An 18,181-nucleotide genomic window follows, 5' to 3' on the forward strand; every position below is an offset into this window, starting at 1 on the left:
GAGATTTTGCCGTTTCAAAGAAGAAACTTTCAAAAAGCGGATCACTGTTGACTCGTTACGCTTGGGATGCCCAACTTTTCCCGTCCTTCTGACAGCTTTTGGTGAAGATAATCGTATTGATCTCCCTCTGCCACGGCATATCGATCCGGGTAAGTTTCCTGCACGTCAACAATAATGTATCGGCTGGGCTTTTCGAATACGAAATAATCATTTACCAAATACTCAGAGTTGTCGTCCACTGTAATATCAATATGGTTATTATAATCCAAATCCATCTCATAAAATTTATCGTCACCGGGGAGAAACTGCAACCGGCTTAAAAATTCAGAAAATTCGGTAGCACTCCGGTCGAAAAGACTGTCTTTTAAAACATTTTGGAATTGCCTGCTTGGAAAAGTGTCCTCCGGATAAAAAATTTGAAATGTTACATTTGACATTTGCCGGTATTGAAAGACACCCCAAGACAAAACCAATAAGACAGCAGTAATCAAAGCGATAACGGCATTGCGTTTTTTGTTGTTTGTTTTCACTGTACACCCACCTGAAATTCAGTTTGCTATCTGCACAACAGTTGTCACCAACACTTACATGAAAGGGGAACTTTTCACCCTATCATAATCCCATTGGACTCACCTCATGTTTCGCTTTAAGATGCTATCTAACAATCTTCGATGGTGGTCTGTGACTGATTTTCCAATATTTTCATGAAAGAACCCATCCTTTGCTTAACGCATTGGATGGGTTCTTTCATGAACGGATCATCGCCGCACTTGTGCGGGATGGCCTTTATTCCAGCATTCCTCGGTGTCTCAGGTTGTCGGGATTTACAAATAATCCCATTCCGGTTTTTAGGCGGCTGAATCCCAATTTTTGATAAAAAGACTCTTTTCTGGGAGCAGCATACAAAATGAAGTTGCAGCCGGGTGTTTGCCGAATTAATTCTTCTACAATTGTTCGTCCCAGACCAAAGCCTTGATATTCGGGAAGCAGTGCAATGTCATAAATAGCCGTTTGAACTGTGCCGTCTGACAAGGCACGGCCGCAGCCGATTAGTTTTTCTTTTTCCCATAAAAAGACAACGGCATAGCTGTTATGAAACGCTTTTTGATAAATCTGCGGTGTTTGGCAAGCTAAACCGGCTGTTCGGATTAACTCTGTCAGCGCGTTCCAGTCCATTCCTTCACAACTGTGCGAAATACGGTGTTCTATCATGCCGATCACTCCCCGGTGGTATTTGGGGTTTGCTTTTGAATGAAGTTCCAAGAGTCACGGCACATATCAGCAAGGCTATATTCGGCTTGCCAGTTCAGTTCCCGTTCTGCTTTGGAAGCATCAGCGTAATATTCCGCCAGATCCCCGGCGCGTCTGGGCGCAAACTGATAGGGGATAGGGACTCCCGATTGCTGTTCAAAGGTTTTGACCACTTCTAATACAGAGCTTCCGCGGCCGGTTCCTAAATTGTAAATTTTGGTTCCACCTTCGTCAAAAAGAGATTCTACCGCTTTTACATGTCCCCGAGCCAGATCGCAGACATGGATATAGTCCCGCACTCCGGTGCCGTCTGACGTGGAATAATCATTCCCAAAGACGTTCAGATAAGGCAGTTTTCCTGTGGCCACCTGTGTAATATAAGGCATCAGATTGTTGGGAATCCCATTGGGGTTTTCACCAATCAGGCCGCTGGGGTGGGCGCCGATGGGATTAAAGTAACGCAAAAGCATCACACCCCATTGGGAATTGCATTTGCACTGATCCTGTAAAATCTGCTCAATCATCGCCTTTGTGGTGCCATAGGGATTCGTGGTTTGCCCGGTGGGCATATCTTCACGATAGGGGATTGGGTTATTTTCGCCGTATACCGTGGCAGAGGAGCTGAATACCAGCCGATTGACCCCATGCTGTTCCATTTGCCGCAGCAGATTTAATGTGCCGGATACATTGTTGAAATAGTAGCGAATGGGTTGGCGGACACTTTCGCCAACGGCTTTGAGTCCGGCAAAATGGATGATCGCATCAATGGAATGTTCTTGAAAAACCCGGCTCAAATTGTCTTCATCCAGCAGGTCGCATTGATAAAAAGCAAAGTCTTTTTTTGTGATGCGGTGAATGGAATCCAATACTTCCGGCGAAGAATTAATAAAATTATCCACAATGATAACAGAATAATCGTTTTGCAGCAGCTCCACACAGGTATGGCTTCCGATAAATCCGGCTCCTCCGGTCACTAAAATATGTTTCATTGGAAAAACTCCTTAAAGAATTTTTAATACGGCGATTCCAATGCTTCACCCGGCTTTTTTTCGGTCAGGCCCAGCAAACGGTGGGCATTTCGCCAGTTAATGTCCTCCATAATATGGTCAGGTAAATTCATTCTATTCATAAAGTCAATTTGATCTGCGGGCAGGCTCCAGGGGCAGTCGCTGGCAAACAGCACACGATCGGTGCCGTGCTTTAAAACCATCCGTTTTGCCTGTTCCAGTTCGCAGAACAGATAGGACATCGATACATCCAGATACACATTTTCAAGGCCAAGAAGATGTTCTTCGGCTTCCTCACAGGTTTCCATTCCGCCCAAATGCGCTGCAATGATGGAAAGATGGGGGAATCTGCGTGCGATTTTCGCCAGATTTTTTGGCGGAGTATGCACGGTATCGGGAGAAACCGGATCCCACCCTGCGTGAATGGTCACCGGAAGTTCAAGAGCCTGCATGGCCTCATAAAGCGGATCCATCTTTTTGTCGTCTACAAAATAATTCTGGTAATCGGGATGAAGCTTTATACCATGTAGTCCCATCTTTTTAATTCGCTCCAGTTCTTCCACAGCGTCCGGTGCGTCCGGATGAACAGAGCCAAAGCAATAAAAAAAGTCATCCTGCATTTCTGCTGCCCAATTATTTACTTTTTGTTGCTGGGAAGGATTGGTGGCAATATTCATTACCGCTGCGCCAGAAATTCCCCAGTCTTTTAGTTTTTTGCGGGTATCAGCAAGAGTGGCATTGGTTACAGGCGGCAAATGACTGGTTTCACCGATTCCGGAAAGAGCTTTTTTCGCTAAAAAATCCGGAAAAATATGAATATGCATATCAAAAATCATGTTAGATTTCCGACATCCTTTCTTTATGTTGTCAATTATATTCCTATCATTTTACACGTTTTGCAAATGAAAAACAAGGCATGAGGGTTTCATGCCTTGCTTGGTTTTTACTTCTCTACCGAAAGGAGAACATATTGTTTTGATTCCCTGGTTCTTTTGAATCCGCCAGATTTTTTTTGACATCCTCATATTGTACATGCAGCAGATCAAGCGCAGAACGGTTTAAGGCTGCGGCCTGATCAAACAAACGGGTGATTTCTAAAGACAAAAGCATTGCATGCCGTTCATCAGGGGTGCAATTTTCTTCGGGAATCTGCTGTGCCAGCACAGCGCGAACCCGCTCTTGATCCTGTGGGTTTTGTTCTTCCAGCCGGGATTGAATCAACAGGTTGCATTTATCGACTCTTTGCATCAAAAGGCCCCGCTGATCCAGCAAATCGCCCAAGTGGATGGATTCCTCCATGGCCTGTACTTCCATCTGCTTGGTAATATTTAAAATTTGTTCCATCAGAATTCTTTTTTGCTCCAGACATTCCAAAATGTCTTTTGTCAACATGATATTCTCCCATCTTTTCTGTAAGCCCTTATTTTTTCATGTGGATTAGCTTTTCTGCCTGTACCCAGGTTTCACGCATTTCCTTTACCAAGGGGACCAGATCATCCAGAAGTTGAGCATCTCGGCGAATTTCTGCACGGATGATTTGCTGATTGCAAAAATAATATAAATCATATAATTCTTTAGAAATGGAATATTTATGATCCAAAACAGAAGAAAGATATTGAAAAATATTTTTACATTTGGTTGTGCATTTATCGGAATTTTCAAAATCTTGTTGTTTGAGCAGCATGGATCCATAATGCAGGTTCTTTAAAACCTCGTCAAACAAAAGAACCAATTGTTCCCCGCGTGACATAGTGGATATGGATTGCTGTTTATACTGAAGAATAGCATTACTTTGCATGATACACCTCGGCTTTAATCATCAGGTGGAAGTAAAGGAAGTGAAAAAGCTGGCCTGAGTATTCATTTGAGAAATATACTTCTCCAAAGCTGTAAATTTGTTATAATATATTTCTTGTTGAGAACTTAAACGAACTTTTAGTTCTTTCACCTGAGTGTCATAATCCCTCATTTTTTTTGCCAAATCACTTTGATCCACCGCGCTGGTGGTACTGCCGGCTTTTGTGATCAAAAGTCCGGTATTAACCAAACTGTCTTTGGTATATTTGGTCATGACATCTTGCATTCGTGTGGCAATTCCGTCTGAGCCGGTAAACAGGGAAGCGACCTTTTCGGGATTTTCATTGAGTGCTTTTTTTAATTTATCCTCGTCAATGGTCAGTTTTCCTTTTTCGCTGTATTTGGTGGACGCAATGCCGATTTCATATAAAGCAGAGCTGAGGGAAGCGACTTGATCGGTCATCGCATGGCGCCAATCCAAGGCAAAACTGTTCAGAAGGGAATCATTGAATAAAAGGCCCTGCTTTGCTTTCTTTTCCCAAGAGGCGATTTGGCTTTCGCTCATATCAGCCTTTTGTGCATCTGTCAACGGCAAATATTTTCCGTCTGTGGGCTTTTTCTCATCAATGAAGGTGTTAACAGTAGTTAAAATATTATTATAATCCTCAATAAAATCTTTGATTTTAGTAACCAAATCATCTGTTTTATTCTGAGGGGTAAAGGTAATCGGCTCAAAATCCGTACCGTCTGCGTTTTTTGTGGGGGTAGTTTTCAAAAGCTCAAAGTCCACACCATCCAGTGTGAAATTGTTGCTGCTTCTGGTAATTTTCTGTGCAGGCAGGCCATCGGCCAAGCTAACCATAATTTCAGCATCCTGACCGTTTTGCACATCAATGTTGCTGCTGCCAAACAAGGCTTTGGCCAAGGTGCCGCCGTCTTTGTCCACAATATTTACTTTGCTGCTTGCGCCGCCTGTTTTGGCCACCACTTGGAAGGTATCCAGTGTATTGGAATAAGTAATGGTCACGTTCGCTTCCGGATCATTATTGATTTTTTTCAGAATGGAGTCAATGGATTCTGTTTCTTCAAACTCGAATTCCTTGCCGTTGACTTCAATCCGATAGACACTGGAAGCCGGGGGATTCTCGGGATCTTTAGGTGCGGAAGGGGTTAAGCCGCTGTCAGACAGGTTTACAGCGATGTCTTTCAGTGTTTTATTGGTGTTGAGCCGATTGGATTCCCCGGCATAAACCTTCAGCGCACCGTTAATTCCCAGCACACCGCTTTTGCTGGAGGAAACGATTGTGAAGGTATCGGTATCGGTACTGGTTTTGCCATCGGAACCAACCACCTGAAAAGACAGCTTTCCGTTATCGTTCGAAACTTTAATTGATTTTTCCGGTGTTTCACTGGTAAAGCCATAACTGGAATTTAACTTAGTTTGAAGAAAATTAGCCAGCTTTTCGGGTGTGTCATATAAGCTGCGTTCGGTTTCGTTGAACGAAACTGTTCGGGAAAGCCCATTTAAATTAAATGTCAAAGTGGAACCTGCCAAACTTTCATCCAAGTTTGTATTTGTGTACAGAGCGGTTGCATCTGTGGTTCCGGTAATCTCTGTTCCGGAAGCATCTTTGGCAATTCCCAAAGATTTCAGCAAAGCTTCTGAACCACCGCTGACCTTTATGCTGGAACCAGAACTGTCCCCGATACTTTTGAGCGTAACAGAGGTTTGATCGGAGGATAGTTCAAAGCTGACTTTATCCTTTAGTCCCAATTCTGTTAATTGTTCGTTCAATTGCTCGGTGACTTTATCAAGGGTTGTGGTGCCGCCGTCTTTTCCCACAGTCAGGGTATAGTCCTTGCCTTCAAAAGAAAACGAAAGAGCGGCGCCGGTAACGGTGCTTTTTTCCCACTCGGCTTTGACTTCTCCCGTTTGAATTTTTTGGTTAGACACCTTATGGTTCGACAAAAACGAAGACTGTTTGGCCAAGTGGTTGACCGAAGAGATCTTCATGTTCTTTGCCGCAGCAGCGGATCCGCTGACGTTTACATAGGGGGAATTATTGATAATCGATGTGGTGTTAAAAAAGCTGGCATTTAAGATGCTGCTTGAGCTGGTTGTGGAGTTAAAATATTTGGTTTGAAACTCCGATACCGCTTTAATAACACTTTGGTAAGCCTCTTGCTGCCAAGAAGCAACTTGTTTTTTCTGAAGCTGAGAATCAATTTTATTCTGCAGGCCTATGGTAAACTGTTTGACCAGCTCGTCCGTATCCAAACCGGACATCAGGCCGCTCATGCGTTTAGAAGCAGATGCGGTTGCGTAAGCAGACGAAGAGGAAGTGCTGGAATTCGTCGATAAATAAGACATAATGAATCCTCCTGATCACCTAATAAGTCTATTTAATTTATATATCGTTCATTTTAGAAAAAAAGTTAGTAAAATATATGGAATCTGCTGCAGGATTTTGCTGAAATAACAATTGCATTTCCAGTATTAATATTGTAAACTAGATAAATAGGTTTTGTTGTACTATTGCTTAAAGCTATTATAGCAAGAAGGAAAGGAAGCACATGAATTTTGTTCCAATCGATCAGCTGAAAGAAGGTATGAAGCTGGATCGGGACGTATATTTATATGATTACAAGACTTGTAAAGTCGCCATGTTGCGTTCCGGGCAGATTCTGACCAGCGCGTACATTCAAAAGCTTAGCGAACTGCAGGTGTTAGGGGCATATATCCATTCCGATGAAAAACAGGGGACACAAAGGCTGCCGCAGCCCCCTTCTCCCATTAAACGGGAGTTAAAGGAAGAGGCCATATCGAACCTTGAAAATGTCTTTGACATGTTCGATAAAAATGCTCAAAATATTAATATCAGCCACATTAATCAAACGCTTAATATCTCTAAAAAACTGGTTACTGCTTTAAAGCACAATAAAAATATAGAACTGAGCATCGCAAATTTAAAAATTTATGATGACTATACCTATAATCATTCTTTAGGAGTGTCTATCCTTGCCATTGCCATTGGTCTGTCCATGGGGCTAAAAACCAAAGAACTGTACGATTTGGGCCTTTGTGCATTGCTGCATGATATTGGGAAAATGTCAATTCCCATTGAAATCATTGCAAAGCCCGAAAAACTTACCCCGGAAGAATACGAAGTAGTAAAACAGCATCCTTATAAAGGGGCTGAGTTTTTTTTGAAACATAAGCTGGCCAATAAAACAGTTTGTGCGGGTATTTTGACCCATCATGAAAAATATGATGGCTCTGGTTACCCCAATGGGCTTAGGGGGGAACAGATTCCTCTGTTTGGCCGGATTATTGCAGTGGCAGATGTTTATGATGCGCTTACGTCTGTAAGGCCATATCGAAAGCCCTCTTCTCCCACAGAGGTTTTGGAATACATAATGGGGGGCAGCGGCACGGCTTTTGATGTTCACATTGTCGAAGCTTTTTTAAAAAAGGTTTCGCCCTATCCGGTGGGCTCCTGTGTTAAGCTAAGCAATGGGGAAATTGCCATTGTGGTGGGCCAAAACGACTGTCACCCCTTGCGCCCGCTGGTGCGGCTTCTCAGCGCACCGGATCAAGTTTTGGACTTGTATTATGGCAGAGAGAATTTATCTTTGGTAATCGAAAATGCTTGTAACATTGCAACGGATGATTTGGAATCACCCGAAGAAGAGGATGATCCAGTCATTGAATAAGTAAATTTGCAATAGAAAAACACAGCAGGGATCTGAGCTCCCCGCTGTGTTTTTCTTTGTTTTGGTTACAATTTATTCGGCTGCCACTTCATCTAAAGAGAAGTATTCCACCAAACGCTGTAATTCCCCTGCATGATCTGCCATTTCTCGGCTGGAAGCAGCGCTTTGCTCCGCAGTGGCGGAGTTTGTCTGTACCACAGAAGAGATTTGATCCACACCAAGGCTGATTTGGCTAATGGCTGTGGCCTGCGCATCAGAAGCAGCTGCAATGCGGTTTACCAGTTCGGTGGATTTGCTGTTGGCATCTAAAACTTCGCGCATGGTTTTTGCGGTCAGGTCTGCAATGTTTTTCCCTTTTTCTACTGCCGTGATAGAACCTTCGATCAGGCTCGTGGTGTTTTTCGCAGCTTCTGCACTTTTGCTGGCCAGATTCCGGACTTCTTCGGCAACCACGGCAAAGCCTTTGCCCGCCGCGCCGGCTCTTGCTGCCTCAACAGCTGCATTCAAAGCCAGAATGTTGGTTTGCCGTGCAATGTCATCAATGGTTTTGATGATGTTATTAATTTGGTTAGATGACTTTGAGATATCCGCCATAGCGTCCAGCATACGTTTCATTTCCAGTGCAACGCTATGCATTTTCTCCTGCGCTATGGCCGAAGCACTGTTTGCTTCAGAAGCATCGGTAGCGTTCTGCTTGACCTGCTCTGAAACATCCAGAATAGTAGCGGACAATTCCTGAATAGAGCTGGCCTGTTCGGTAGCTCCCTGCGCCAAAGCCTGAGAGGCGCTGGCCACCTGTTCAGAGCCGTTGGACACTTCATTGGAGGAACGGGAAATTGAGGTGACGTTATTGACCAAAATCTGGGTCAGGGAATTCATGGATTTTTTGATACGTGCAAAGTCACCCGAATATTCATGATGATCGACAATGTTGATTTTACCGCTGGCAATGGTATCAAGTACTTTGGAAATGCTTTGAATGTTTGTCTTTAAAGCAAGAGTTGTGTCATTTATCAATCGGCAAATTTCCCCCACCTCAGTGTTGGAATCATAGTCGATATAAACATCAAAATTTCCTTGTGCCAGCCCGCTCATCGAATCTTTCATCATACTGACTGCATTCTGAATCATAGTTGCGATTTTCCAGACAAGTGTGATAACAATGGCCGCCGAAACAACCAAAACCAATATGGCCGGAATGACCAGTTGCTTGGCAAATAAAACGGCGCAAAGAACGCCCATCAAGAAACAGAACAGCGCTGTGCCCAAAGTGATGGCCAGCAGTTCGGCTTTAATTGTAGCATAAGAATGTTTTTTCAGCATGTTTTCTTTTCTCCTCCATAGGTATCACAGGCAATGATTGGCATCTGTCCACATCATTGCTTACAAATGATCAAGCGCTTGCGTAACCTGTTGCATTTCTTCATTGTTTAATATTTTTTTTGGATCGACCAGAAGAACGACCTTGTCATGCAGCTTTCCTACACCGGTCAGGTACGCATTTGCACTATGGCCGGAAACAACTACGGGCGGCGCAGAGATGTTTTCGTCTTCAATTACAGACACTTCGTTCACGGAATCCACCAGGAAACCGATATAGTTTTCTTCCAGTTTGGTCACGATGATGCAGGTGCGTTCGCCATATTCCAAGCTGGGTTTGCCAAAACGAAGCCGAATATCAATTAGGGGAATGATGTTCCCGCGCAGATTGATGACCCCTTTGGCATAAGCTGGGGAATCGGGCACAGGTGTGATTTCCTGCATCCCAATAATTTGTACAACATCAGAAATCGGAACGCCGAACAGCTGGCTTTCGAGCCAGAAGGTCAGATATTTCCCTTCGATTTCCTGATTGTCTTCTTCTAAAAAATCAATGGTATCAATGGTATCTTCCATCTATGTCACCCTTTCAATATGGTTGTTATGTGGGATGGTTTGTGCTAAGCCGGTGAGCTAAAGATTCATATGTTTTGGTTAAGCCACATAGAAGTTATCGGTTCCCAATTTTTTTATCCTTTGTCTTCTTCCGGCTGCGATTTTCTTTCCAGCTGCTGGTAATCTTCGTTTTCCGTCAGGATTTTGTTAAGGTTCAGCAACAAGGCCGGGCCTTTGGCAAGGGTGACAATACCGGTGACAAAATCGTTGTTCTTTTCCCGTCCCAAAGAGGGCGTTTCGTTCACGTCAGCGGCTGAAATGTCCGTAACGTCATCCACGCTGTCCACAATCAGGCCGATAACAGCATCGTCCACTTGGGTTACCACAATGCTGGTTTGGTCGTTGTACTCCAAAGCGGGTTTTGACAGTTTCAGGCGAAGATCAATCAGCGGGACAATTTTTCCGCGCAAATTGATCACCCCTTTGACATAGGGGGGAAGCTTTGGCATCAGTGTGATGTTCTGAATACGCACAATTTCCACCACCTGTCCGCTGGGGATGGCGAAAATCTGACCGTCAATATATAAGGTCAGATATTTTTCAGCTTGATTTGATTTTACAAGTTTCTCTTCTTCCTGGGAAGAAATCAGATTTGAAGTATTATTCATTTGATTCCACCACTTCTTCCGCTGCCGTAGCGGCGGTTAATTTGTATCACAAGGAAAAGACCGAGTATCAAACATTGGTCTATTCAGTATATATATCGGTATACCAGAAAGAAAATTTAAGATTTTTACAGAAAAAAACGTTATTTATCCTCTGTGCTTTCTGAAAATTCAGGAAGAGAAATATTTTGGGCAGTTCCGGCAGCCAAAGCGGCTTCAGAGTCTTCCGGTGATTTTTCTCCATAATTTAAAAAATACAAATATAAATCTGCCACTGCCTGATACAATTCCGGTGGAATTTCCGTTCCTGCGTCCAGTTGAGAAAGCAAAGAGGCCAAAGCATCGTCCTGATAAACGGGAACGTTGCTTTGCTGGGCGATTTCGATGATTTTCTGGGCGGTATAGCCTGCGCCCGAAGCAACCACCACGGGTGCGCGTCCGGAATCCGTGGAATAACGAAGCGCTGCCGCATGTTGCTTTTGATTATACTGAGACATCGATCATACGCCTTCTTTCCTGTACTTTGTTTAAAATGATCCTGGTAGCAAAAGGGGCGTCTCCGGTGGTCAGTTCAATTTTTTCCGGTTCCAGGCCGTTGCGGGCAAAAATATCGGTAACTGCTGCGCTGATTTCTTTGGTTTCCCCTGAAAATTCAGCCGGACAATTCAGCAGCACACTGATTTTTTTTCCGGATAAGGTCAGCAGAGCCTCAAAATATCCTTTTGATTTAATATCAAAGGTCAGAATGATTTGCCGGCTTTTTTCGTCAGAAGCGCGTCCATCGCCCGATGTTTTGCTTTCTTCTTTTTCAATCCAGATTTCACCGAACAAAAATTTCCCCTGAAAATTCAGCGGCAAGAACAGGTGGTGAAAAGGCATGTAAACACTGTTATCCATCAGCAAAGAGGAAACTGTATTTTGATAAAGTTCCTGACTTCTTTGAGAATTTCCTGCTCCGTTTTCCGTTAAAAGCTTTATGATCGAATCAAACAGCTTGTTTTCAGGCGCAGTTTCTGCCTGACTCATATGTTCCAAAAAGACTGAGGTCATTTCATTGAGCTTGTGGGGCGAAAAATTCAAATCATATTTACAGAAATCCAGCAGCGATGTAAATTTTTCTGCCAGTTCTTCTCGGGAACTGATATTTAGGCGTGCCAGATCGTGTACCAGAAAAGTAATTGTGTTTCTGGCCCTTCCAAAATCATTGGTGACAGAAATGTATCTGCTTAAAAAAGGAATGATTTTATTTTTCAATACCTTTAGGTTTTGATTCAGATTATCCAAAGGCCGCTCGGCGGTCAGTTCTTCCGTCAGCTGACGAAGCTGAGCGCTGTGGGGATTCGGAATCTGGGTGCTGAGCTGCTCCAACTGGTGAATCACGGCACGGGTTGTGCTTTCGGCTCCGGTGTAAGCATTAAATGCTTTTAAAAACTGAGAAACCCGCTCGTTGAATCCGCTTTCGGGGTATTGAGCGGAAACCTGGCGAAGCATCTGGAACAGCGGGCCGTTAAACTGGGTGCGGTGATTGCCCTGAAAGGACAGATTGCGCACAATGTCCTCTCGCCCCATGTTCAGAGACTGAGAAAGCTGCTTGAGCGCTTCGGAAACGGAACTGCCCGCTTCTGTCTGGCTGGCCCGGTTAAAAATTTCAAAAGCCAGTTTTCCCAGGCTTTGAGATAGATCTGGTGTTTTTCCAAGCTGCTGCACAAATTTACTGAACACAGAATTGCGGTTCAGCAAAAAAGAAAACTCCAGATTATTATTTTGTTGGCCGGATTGCCTGTCGGTGTTGGCGGGGGGGACCAAAGCCGGATTCACCACCGAGCGTTCGGTTGGCTTGGATGGACTTAGCCTGTTTACGTTTTCACCACCCGGAATTGGGGTAGTAATTCTTAGATTATCTGCCATATGCGGGTACCTCGAAAATTAAAATTGTTGAAATCGTGGGGAAAAAGTTAATTATTCGCGAATCAATCCGATATATAAAATGAGAAAGACGAAATGATATTTTGAATTTTCATTTAGAACTTTTGAACTTTAATATAGGCGGTGGCTATTAATGGACAACAATATGGAATCTATGCTGGAAGTTTACTTGTTTGAAACCAACGGCCTTTTAACGCATTTGGATGAAATCCTTTTGCGCTGCGAACAGGCGAGCTCTTTTGATTCAGACAGCATTGACGAAATTTTCCGAATCATGCACACCATCAAGGGCTCTTCTGCAATGATGCAGTTTAACAGCATCGCAACCATCACACACAAAATGGAAGATTTATTCTACTATGTGCGGGAAAATGGAATTGCTCAGGAATTTAACGAGCCTCTCGCGGATTTAATGTTTAAATCCAGCGACTTCCTGAAATCGGAAGTGGAGAAGGTTGAGAACAATGAGCCGCTTATTACAGATATCGGCAGTTTCGAAGAAGAAATTAATCGTTTCCTGAAAAAGATTTCCGGTGAGGCGGTAGAGGAACCTCAGGAACAGCCAAAACCAGAGGCGGCTGCACAAACCCCTGATGCTGTGGCAGAAGCCCCCTCGGCTGTTTCAGATGCGGCACCTGCGGGAAAGCTGCCGGCAGCCATGCCGCAAGGCGGCGGGAGCCCGGAAGATTACCCATATCCGGTCAAGGTGTTTTTTGAAGAAGAAACCGAAATGGTTCATCTGCGGGCCATGCTGCTGATTCACGCGATCACCGAAAATGGCGTGACAGTGCATCATTCCCCAGACCATCTGGATACGAACCCGCAAAACGCGGACATCATCAGCCGGGATGGCCTTTTGATTTCTTTCCGCACCAGTCAGGAAATGGAATCTTCTTTAAAAATGATTGAAAACTTTGTGTATACCAAAAATTATACCGTTTTAACTCCCCAAACACAACAAAAACAACAGATTCAAAATGTTCCGGAAGAAAAACAGGTTGTGACCAATGAAACTTCGAATAATAATCATCAGGCCATCAAGCAAAACCTGATTAACGTGAATCTTTCGAAACTGGATAATCTGATGGATTTGGTGGGCGAAATTGTTATTACAGAGTCTATGGTGACGGCGTCCCATGCGGGGCAGTCCGGCGAAACCGGTGTGGATAACAATTATACCAAAGCATCCCGCCAGCTGCGCAAGCTGACCGATGAGCTTCAGGAAATTGTCATGTCTATCCGCATGGTTCCGATTGCCGGTGTGTTCCAGAAAATGCGCCGAATCGTCCGGGATATGAATAAAAACTTGGGCAAAGAGGTGGATCTGGTTTTGGTGGGCGAAGACACCGAGGTGGATAAGTCCATTGTAGACAATATCAATGACCCAATTATGCATGTGGTTCGAAATGCCATGGATCACGGTATTGAAGACACCAAAACCCGTGTGGAAAATGGAAAGTCTGCCAAGGGAACTGTTACTCTTTCCGCACAGAACACCGGGGGCGAAATCCTAATTACCATTGAAGATGATGGGCAGGGAATTGACCGGAACGCTGTTTTGGCTAAGGCAAAACGCCAGGGGATGCTGAAAAAGAGCGAGAAAGAATATTCTAACCGAGATGTGTATAATTTCCTGCTGATGCCGGGCTTCTCTACCAATGAGGTGGTTACCGAGTATTCTGGCCGCGGCGTGGGAATGGATGTTGTTAAGAAAAATGTAGAAAAAATAGGCGGGGATGTGACTCTGTCCAGCGAACCCGGAAAGGGCACCAAGGTGCTCTTTAAGATTCCGCTGACTTTGGCCATTGTCAACGGCATGAAGGTATCCGTTGGTGAAACCATGTTTATTATTCCCACCAACAACATTAAGCAGCTGGTGAAGATCACTTCAGATCAGGTGCTGCATGATACCAACGGCAATGAGATTATATCCATGCGCAATCAGTACTTCCCTTTGGTTCGTCTGCATTCTGTGTTTGGACTGGAACCCCGGGCAAAAACACTGGAAGATTCCATTGTGGTGCAGGTTGAAAATCATGAAACCGTCTATTGCATTTTGGCGGATGATTTATTAGGGGAGCAGCAGGTGGTGGTAAAGAGCCTGCCCGCTTACCTGAATCAGTTTGATATTAAGGAATGCGGCATTTCCGGCGGCGCAGTGCTGGGTGATGGAAGCATCAGCCTTATTCTGGATATTGTAAACCTGTATAATAACAACTAAAAAACAATCTTAATAAAATAATAAAACCTAACAGTTCGGTGCCGCCGTTTTACCATTTGGCGGCGCCGGAGGAAGGATGGCCATGATACGTTTGACGGATCAGGAGTTTCAAAATATTGTTTCTTACATAAAAAATAACTATGGAATCAATCTTGCCAACAAACGGCAATTGATTGAAGCGCGAATGTATTCTGTTCTGGTGGAAAAGGGTCTGAAAAACTTTTCGGAATATCTGACGTTGATTCAGCAGCCTAACAATTCAGAAGAGATTACCCAGATGCTTAATAAGCTTACTACCAACCATACCTATTTTATGAGGGAACCGGCTCATTTTGAGTTTATTAAAACCAAATTTCTTCCGGCGCAGGAACGTTTCAATCGGCGCCGTTCCATTCGGATTTGGAGCGCGGGCTGTTCCTCTGGAGAAGAAGCGTATACCACCTCGATGGTGCTTAAAGACTATTTTAGCGTAGGGCGTCCCGGGTGGGATTTTCGGATTCTGGCAACGGATATTTCGGAAAAGGCTATGTCGGCAGGAAAAAATGCAACCTACAGTGCAGAAGCGCTAAAGAATGTTCCCCCCAGCTGGCTGACCCGGTATTTTATGAAACAAGGCACGGATCAATACCGCATCAATGATGATGTCAGACGGCATGTAACGTTTCAGAAGCTGAATTTAATGCTTCCGTTTCCGCCCATGCAGCCGTTTGATCTGATCTTTTGCCGGAATGTCATGATCTATTTTGATCAGGAGGACAGAAATAAGCTGATCAATAAATACTATGAAATGCTCAATCCGGGCGGGTATCTGCTGATTGGACATTCTGAAACGATACAGAGGGACAGTTCTAAATTTATTTATTTGGAACCCTCGGTGTACCAGAAAGGATAATTTATCATCATGACATTAAAACGTGTCGTTAAGGTTCTGATTGTGGACGATTCCTTGTTTTTCAGGACGGCACTTCAAAGAGCGCTGCTCAATGATCCCGGAATCACTGTGGTGGGAACAGCCGGCGGCGCTGCTGAGGCGGCTAAAAAAATACAGGAACTGTCGCCGGATGTAATCACGATGGATGTGGAAATGCCCGACATGAAGGGCACCGATTTTATTCGAAAAATGCTCCCGAAACATCCGATTCCGGTGCTTTTGGTCAGCTCTTTGGATATTGGAATTTTTGAAGCTTTAGATGCCGGTGCGGTGGATTTTGTTCGAAAACCCAACTGTATTGGAGTAGACTGTTCTGGCTTTTTTAACGAGTTGGCAGTAAAAATTAAAATAGCGTCCACAGCCAAAGTGAAAACTAAGACTCCAATTAATTTGGATGCTCTTGCCACTCCGACTCTGAATGTAAGCGGTAAAGGGGAAAAGATTATCGCCATCGGTGCTTCAACCGGCGGAACGGAAGCGACGCTGGAAATTTTAAAAAAATTGCCTGCCAATATTCCGGGAATTCTGGTGGTGCAGCATATGCCGGCGGGGTTTACGAAGATGTATGCGGATCGTTTGGATCGCCTGTGCAATTTTTCGGTGACGGAGGCCAAGGGAGGCGAACGGGTAGAGCCGGGCCGGGCCTTTATTGCGGCTGGGGATAAGCACATGACGCTGGCCAAAGATTCCAGGGGCTATTATATTAAGTGTGCCGCCGGGGAAAAAGTCAGCGGACACTGTCCTTCGGTAGATGTTCTGTTTCATTCTGTGGCAGAAACGGCGGGGAAAGATGCTATGGGCATTATTCTTACCGGCATGGGCAGCGATGGGGCTAAGGGACTTTTGGAAATGAAGAAAAAAGGGTCTTATACCATTGGTCAGGATAAAGCATCTTGTGTGGTGTACGGAATGCCCATGGTTGCGTTTGAAATGGGAGCGGTGACCCGTCAGGCCGCCTGTTCTTCCATTGCCAGTCTGATTATTCAAAGACTCAATCAGGCAAAATAAAAATTTAAAAACTATTTTTTATGAATTGGAATCCGGGGACTGTTTTACAGTTTCCGGATTTTTTCTATCTTCTAAATCTATGTCTGGGCGCGTGTGACCTATCGGCTTTTTTATAGTTTATCTGTGTGAAGACCGGACGCTTATGCGGAACTTCTTTTAGTGGAATACAAAACAAATCGCTTTGTTTTTGAAAATAAAAATAAAAATTAAAATTTTTAGATAAAATCTAAAAAACTATTGAAAACTAACAAATAATATACTATACTATAAACACAAAAGCACTGGTAACGTTTCCGGTAACGTTACTGAAGCAAAGTGAAGTTCAATTTTAGATTAGGAGGAAAGAAACGATGAAAAAGGTTCTGGCATTTGGCCTTGCGGTTGCAATGGCGGCTTCTTTGACCGCGTGCAATAACGGCGGGGCCAGCAGCAGTGCCGTAAGCGGCGCGCAGGAAGAAAAGTCGATTTATTATTTGAATTTTAAGCCTGAGGTTGCGCCGATTTACGATGAGATTGCAAAAGCGTATCAAGCGGAAACCGGTGTTACGCTGAATGTGGTCACGGCGGCGGCGAACACTTATGAGCAGACCTTGAAATCTGAAATCGCCAAGGCAGATGCGCCCACCATTTTCCAGATCAATGGCCCCAGAGGATACGCCAGCTGGAAGGATTACTGCGCGGATTTAAAAGACACCGAGCTTTACAAACACCTGACCGATAAGAGTCTGGCTATTGCCGAAGGCGACGGTGTGTATGGGATCCCCTATGTGGTGGAAGGCTATGGTATTATCTATAACCAGGCCATTATGGATAAATACTTTGCCATGGAAGGCGCCAAGGCTTCTTCTATCGATGAAATTAATAACTTTGCAAAGCTGAAGGCTGTTGTAGAAGATATGACCGCGAAAAAGGATGCTCTCGGCATTCAGGGCGTATTTTCTTCCACATCGCTGAAACCCGGCGATGACTGGCGCTGGCAGACTCATCTTGCCAATGTGCCCATCTATTACGAATTTAAAAACAATAATGTGGATTTGACCAGCGATGCCACCAAAGAGATCAAATTCCAGTATGCTGAAAATTACAAGAATATTTTTGATCTGTATCTGAACAATTCCGTTACACCCAAAAACCTTTTGGGAACCAAGCAGGTAACCGATTCTATGGCTGAATTTGCGCTGGGACAGACCGCAATGGTGCAAAACGGAAACTGGGGTTGGAGCCAGATAGCAGATGTGAAAGGCAATACCGTTAAAGAAGAAAATGTTAAGTTTATGCCGATTTACACCGGCATTGAAGGCGAAGAAACACAGGGGCTTTGCACGGGAACCGAAAACTTTTTTGCAATCAACAGTAAGGCTTCCCCAGAAAAGCAGAAACTGGCAGGGGACTTCCTGTATTGGCTGTATTCCAGCGAAACCGGTAAGAAGTTTGTCACAAATGATCTGAAGTTCATTGCTCCTTTTGATACTTTTGCAGAGAACGAGAAGCCCAATGATCCGCTGGCCAAAGAGGTACTCAATTGGATGTCTAAAGATGGTGTGACCTCTGTTGCGTGGAACTTTACTGTGTTCCCCAATCAAACCTTTAAGGATGATTTTGGCGCTGCTTTGCTGCAATATGCGCAAGGCACCAAATCTTGGGATGATGTGAAGCAGCAGGTTGTTACCCAGTGGAAAGCAGAAAGCGACTTGTAAGAAGCCGGTTTGCATTTCCATAAAACGGGAAAGCCGCCCCACGCCCCGCGGCGTGGAGCGGCTTTTTCCAAACATCCCGAAAGCACCGG

General features: G+C 44.3%; 17 protein-coding genes. 5 read left to right on the forward strand and 12 right to left on the reverse strand.

The features are described 5' to 3' along the window. Positions 1–41: 41 nt before the first annotated feature. The 7 genes from C1A02_RS07700 to fliD form a co-directional block, all read right to left on the reverse strand. On the reverse strand, positions 42–530 hold the full coding sequence (locus C1A02_RS07700; RefSeq protein WP_101697638.1) for a hypothetical protein: 489 nt from the start codon (positions 528–530) through the stop codon (positions 42–44). Positions 531–786: 256 nt separating this feature from the next. Then, a complete protein-coding gene (locus C1A02_RS07705) occupies positions 787–1,212 on the reverse strand; it encodes a GNAT family N-acetyltransferase (protein ID WP_243577959.1) in 426 nt (141 codons plus the stop codon). A 5-nt stretch (positions 1,213–1,217) separates the two neighbouring features. Further along, positions 1,218–2,240, reverse strand: a complete 1,023-nt coding sequence (galE, locus tag C1A02_RS07710; protein WP_101697639.1) for a UDP-glucose 4-epimerase GalE — start codon at positions 2,238–2,240, stop codon at positions 1,218–1,220. Positions 2,241–2,263: 23 nt separating this feature from the next. After that, on the reverse strand, positions 2,264–3,094 hold the full coding sequence (locus tag C1A02_RS07715; RefSeq protein WP_243577960.1) for an amidohydrolase family protein: 831 nt from the start codon (positions 3,092–3,094) through the stop codon (positions 2,264–2,266). Between the two features lie 115 nt (positions 3,095–3,209). Continuing rightward, complete coding sequence (locus tag C1A02_RS07720) at positions 3,210–3,650, reverse strand: hypothetical protein (protein ID WP_101697640.1); 441 nt, start codon at positions 3,648–3,650, stop codon at positions 3,210–3,212. Between the two features lie 28 nt (positions 3,651–3,678). Next, positions 3,679–4,056, reverse strand: a complete 378-nt coding sequence (fliS, locus tag C1A02_RS07725) for a flagellar export chaperone FliS (protein WP_101697641.1) — start codon at positions 4,054–4,056, stop codon at positions 3,679–3,681. Positions 4,057–4,077: 21 nt separating this feature from the next. Next, entirely contained in the window at positions 4,078–6,426 is a 2,349-nt protein-coding gene (gene fliD / locus C1A02_RS07730) for a flagellar filament capping protein FliD (RefSeq protein WP_101697642.1), read from the reverse strand. A gap of 203 nt (positions 6,427–6,629) precedes the next feature. Here fliD and C1A02_RS07735 point away from each other — a divergent pair, with 203 nt between their 5' ends. Then, positions 6,630–7,769, forward strand: a complete 1,140-nt coding sequence (locus tag C1A02_RS07735) for an HD-GYP domain-containing protein (RefSeq protein WP_101697643.1) — start codon at positions 6,630–6,632, stop codon at positions 7,767–7,769. A 72-nt stretch (positions 7,770–7,841) separates the two neighbouring features. On the opposite strand, the gene C1A02_RS07740 is transcribed toward C1A02_RS07735, so the two are convergent. The 5 genes from C1A02_RS07740 to C1A02_RS07760 all read right to left on the reverse strand — a co-directional run bounded on the left by C1A02_RS07740 (position 7,842) and on the right by C1A02_RS07760 (position 12,217). Beyond that, on the reverse strand, positions 7,842–9,092 hold the full coding sequence (locus C1A02_RS07740) for a methyl-accepting chemotaxis protein (RefSeq protein WP_101697644.1): 1,251 nt from the start codon (positions 9,090–9,092) through the stop codon (positions 7,842–7,844). Positions 9,093–9,152: 60 nt separating this feature from the next. Further along, positions 9,153–9,665 (reverse strand): chemotaxis protein CheW, encoded by a 513-nt coding sequence (locus C1A02_RS07745; protein ID WP_101697645.1) that lies wholly within the window; start codon positions 9,663–9,665, stop codon positions 9,153–9,155. 113 nt (positions 9,666–9,778) lie between these two features. After that, on the reverse strand, positions 9,779–10,312 hold the full coding sequence (locus tag C1A02_RS07750) for a chemotaxis protein CheW (RefSeq protein ID WP_101697646.1): 534 nt from the start codon (positions 10,310–10,312) through the stop codon (positions 9,779–9,781). Between the two features lie 140 nt (positions 10,313–10,452). Continuing rightward, a complete protein-coding gene (locus C1A02_RS07755; protein WP_101697647.1) occupies positions 10,453–10,806 on the reverse strand; it encodes an EscU/YscU/HrcU family type III secretion system export apparatus switch protein in 354 nt (117 codons plus the stop codon). After that, positions 10,793–12,217: a hypothetical protein gene (locus tag C1A02_RS07760; protein ID WP_101697648.1), complete on the reverse strand. Its 1,425-nt coding sequence runs from the start codon at positions 12,215–12,217 to the stop codon at positions 10,793–10,795. The genes C1A02_RS07755 and C1A02_RS07760 overlap by 14 nt, the downstream gene beginning before the upstream one ends. A gap of 151 nt (positions 12,218–12,368) precedes the next feature. Here C1A02_RS07760 and C1A02_RS07765 point away from each other — a divergent pair, with 151 nt between their 5' ends. From C1A02_RS07765 to C1A02_RS07780, 4 genes are all read left to right on the forward strand, one after another. Next, positions 12,369–14,456: a chemotaxis protein CheA gene (locus C1A02_RS07765; RefSeq protein ID WP_101697649.1), complete on the forward strand. Its 2,088-nt coding sequence runs from the start codon at positions 12,369–12,371 to the stop codon at positions 14,454–14,456. A gap of 82 nt (positions 14,457–14,538) precedes the next feature. Further along, positions 14,539–15,348, forward strand: coding sequence for a CheR family methyltransferase (locus C1A02_RS07770; RefSeq protein WP_101697650.1), 810 nt, complete (start codon positions 14,539–14,541; stop codon positions 15,346–15,348). Between the two features lie 9 nt (positions 15,349–15,357). Beyond that, the gene (locus C1A02_RS07775; protein ID WP_101697651.1) at positions 15,358–16,395 is read left to right on the forward strand and encodes a protein-glutamate methylesterase/protein-glutamine glutaminase; all 1,038 of its coding nucleotides are present in this window, start codon (positions 15,358–15,360) and stop codon (positions 16,393–16,395) included. A gap of 350 nt (positions 16,396–16,745) precedes the next feature. Further along, positions 16,746–18,092 (forward strand): ABC transporter substrate-binding protein, encoded by a 1,347-nt coding sequence (locus tag C1A02_RS07780; RefSeq protein WP_101697652.1) that lies wholly within the window; start codon positions 16,746–16,748, stop codon positions 18,090–18,092. The last annotated feature ends 89 nt before the right edge of the window (positions 18,093–18,181 follow it).

The sequence above is a fragment of the Clostridium minihomine genome, assembly GCF_900240385.1.
GTDB lineage: Bacteria > Bacillota > Clostridia > Oscillospirales > Acutalibacteraceae > Faecalispora > Faecalispora minihomine.

What these genes read in the sequence shown, in the direction of transcription:
- C1A02_RS07705 (WP_243577959.1), bottom strand. Translation starts at nt 1,212, where the DNA reads ATGATAGAACACCGTATTTCGCACAGTTGTGAAGGAATGGACTGGAAC.
- galE (WP_101697639.1), bottom strand. Translation starts at nt 2,240, where the DNA reads ATGAAACATATTTTAGTGACCGGAGGAGCCGGATTTATCGGAAGCCAT.
- C1A02_RS07715 (WP_243577960.1), bottom strand. Translation starts at nt 3,094, where the DNA reads ATGATTTTTGATATGCATATTCATATTTTTCCGGATTTTTTAGCGAAA.
- C1A02_RS07720 (WP_101697640.1), bottom strand. Translation starts at nt 3,650, where the DNA reads ATGTTGACAAAAGACATTTTGGAATGTCTGGAGCAAAAAAGAATTCTG.
- fliS (WP_101697641.1), bottom strand. Translation starts at nt 4,056, where the DNA reads ATGCAAAGTAATGCTATTCTTCAGTATAAACAGCAATCCATATCCACT.
- fliD (WP_101697642.1), bottom strand. Translation starts at nt 6,426, where the DNA reads ATGTCTTATTTATCGACGAATTCCAGCACTTCCTCTTCGTCTGCTTAC.
- C1A02_RS07735 (WP_101697643.1), top strand. Translation starts at nt 6,630, where the DNA reads ATGAATTTTGTTCCAATCGATCAGCTGAAAGAAGGTATGAAGCTGGAT.
- C1A02_RS07740 (WP_101697644.1), bottom strand. Translation starts at nt 9,092, where the DNA reads ATGCTGAAAAAACATTCTTATGCTACAATTAAAGCCGAACTGCTGGCC.
- C1A02_RS07745 (WP_101697645.1), bottom strand. Translation starts at nt 9,665, where the DNA reads ATGGAAGATACCATTGATACCATTGATTTTTTAGAAGAAGACAATCAG.
- C1A02_RS07750 (WP_101697646.1), bottom strand. Translation starts at nt 10,312, where the DNA reads ATGAATAATACTTCAAATCTGATTTCTTCCCAGGAAGAAGAGAAACTT.
- C1A02_RS07755 (WP_101697647.1), bottom strand. Translation starts at nt 10,806, where the DNA reads ATGTCTCAGTATAATCAAAAGCAACATGCGGCAGCGCTTCGTTATTCC.
- C1A02_RS07760 (WP_101697648.1), bottom strand. Translation starts at nt 12,217, where the DNA reads ATGGCAGATAATCTAAGAATTACTACCCCAATTCCGGGTGGTGAAAAC.
- C1A02_RS07765 (WP_101697649.1), top strand. Translation starts at nt 12,369, where the DNA reads ATGGACAACAATATGGAATCTATGCTGGAAGTTTACTTGTTTGAAACC.
- C1A02_RS07770 (WP_101697650.1), top strand. Translation starts at nt 14,539, where the DNA reads ATGATACGTTTGACGGATCAGGAGTTTCAAAATATTGTTTCTTACATA.
- C1A02_RS07775 (WP_101697651.1), top strand. Translation starts at nt 15,358, where the DNA reads ATGACATTAAAACGTGTCGTTAAGGTTCTGATTGTGGACGATTCCTTG.
- C1A02_RS07780 (WP_101697652.1), top strand. Translation starts at nt 16,746, where the DNA reads ATGAAAAAGGTTCTGGCATTTGGCCTTGCGGTTGCAATGGCGGCTTCT.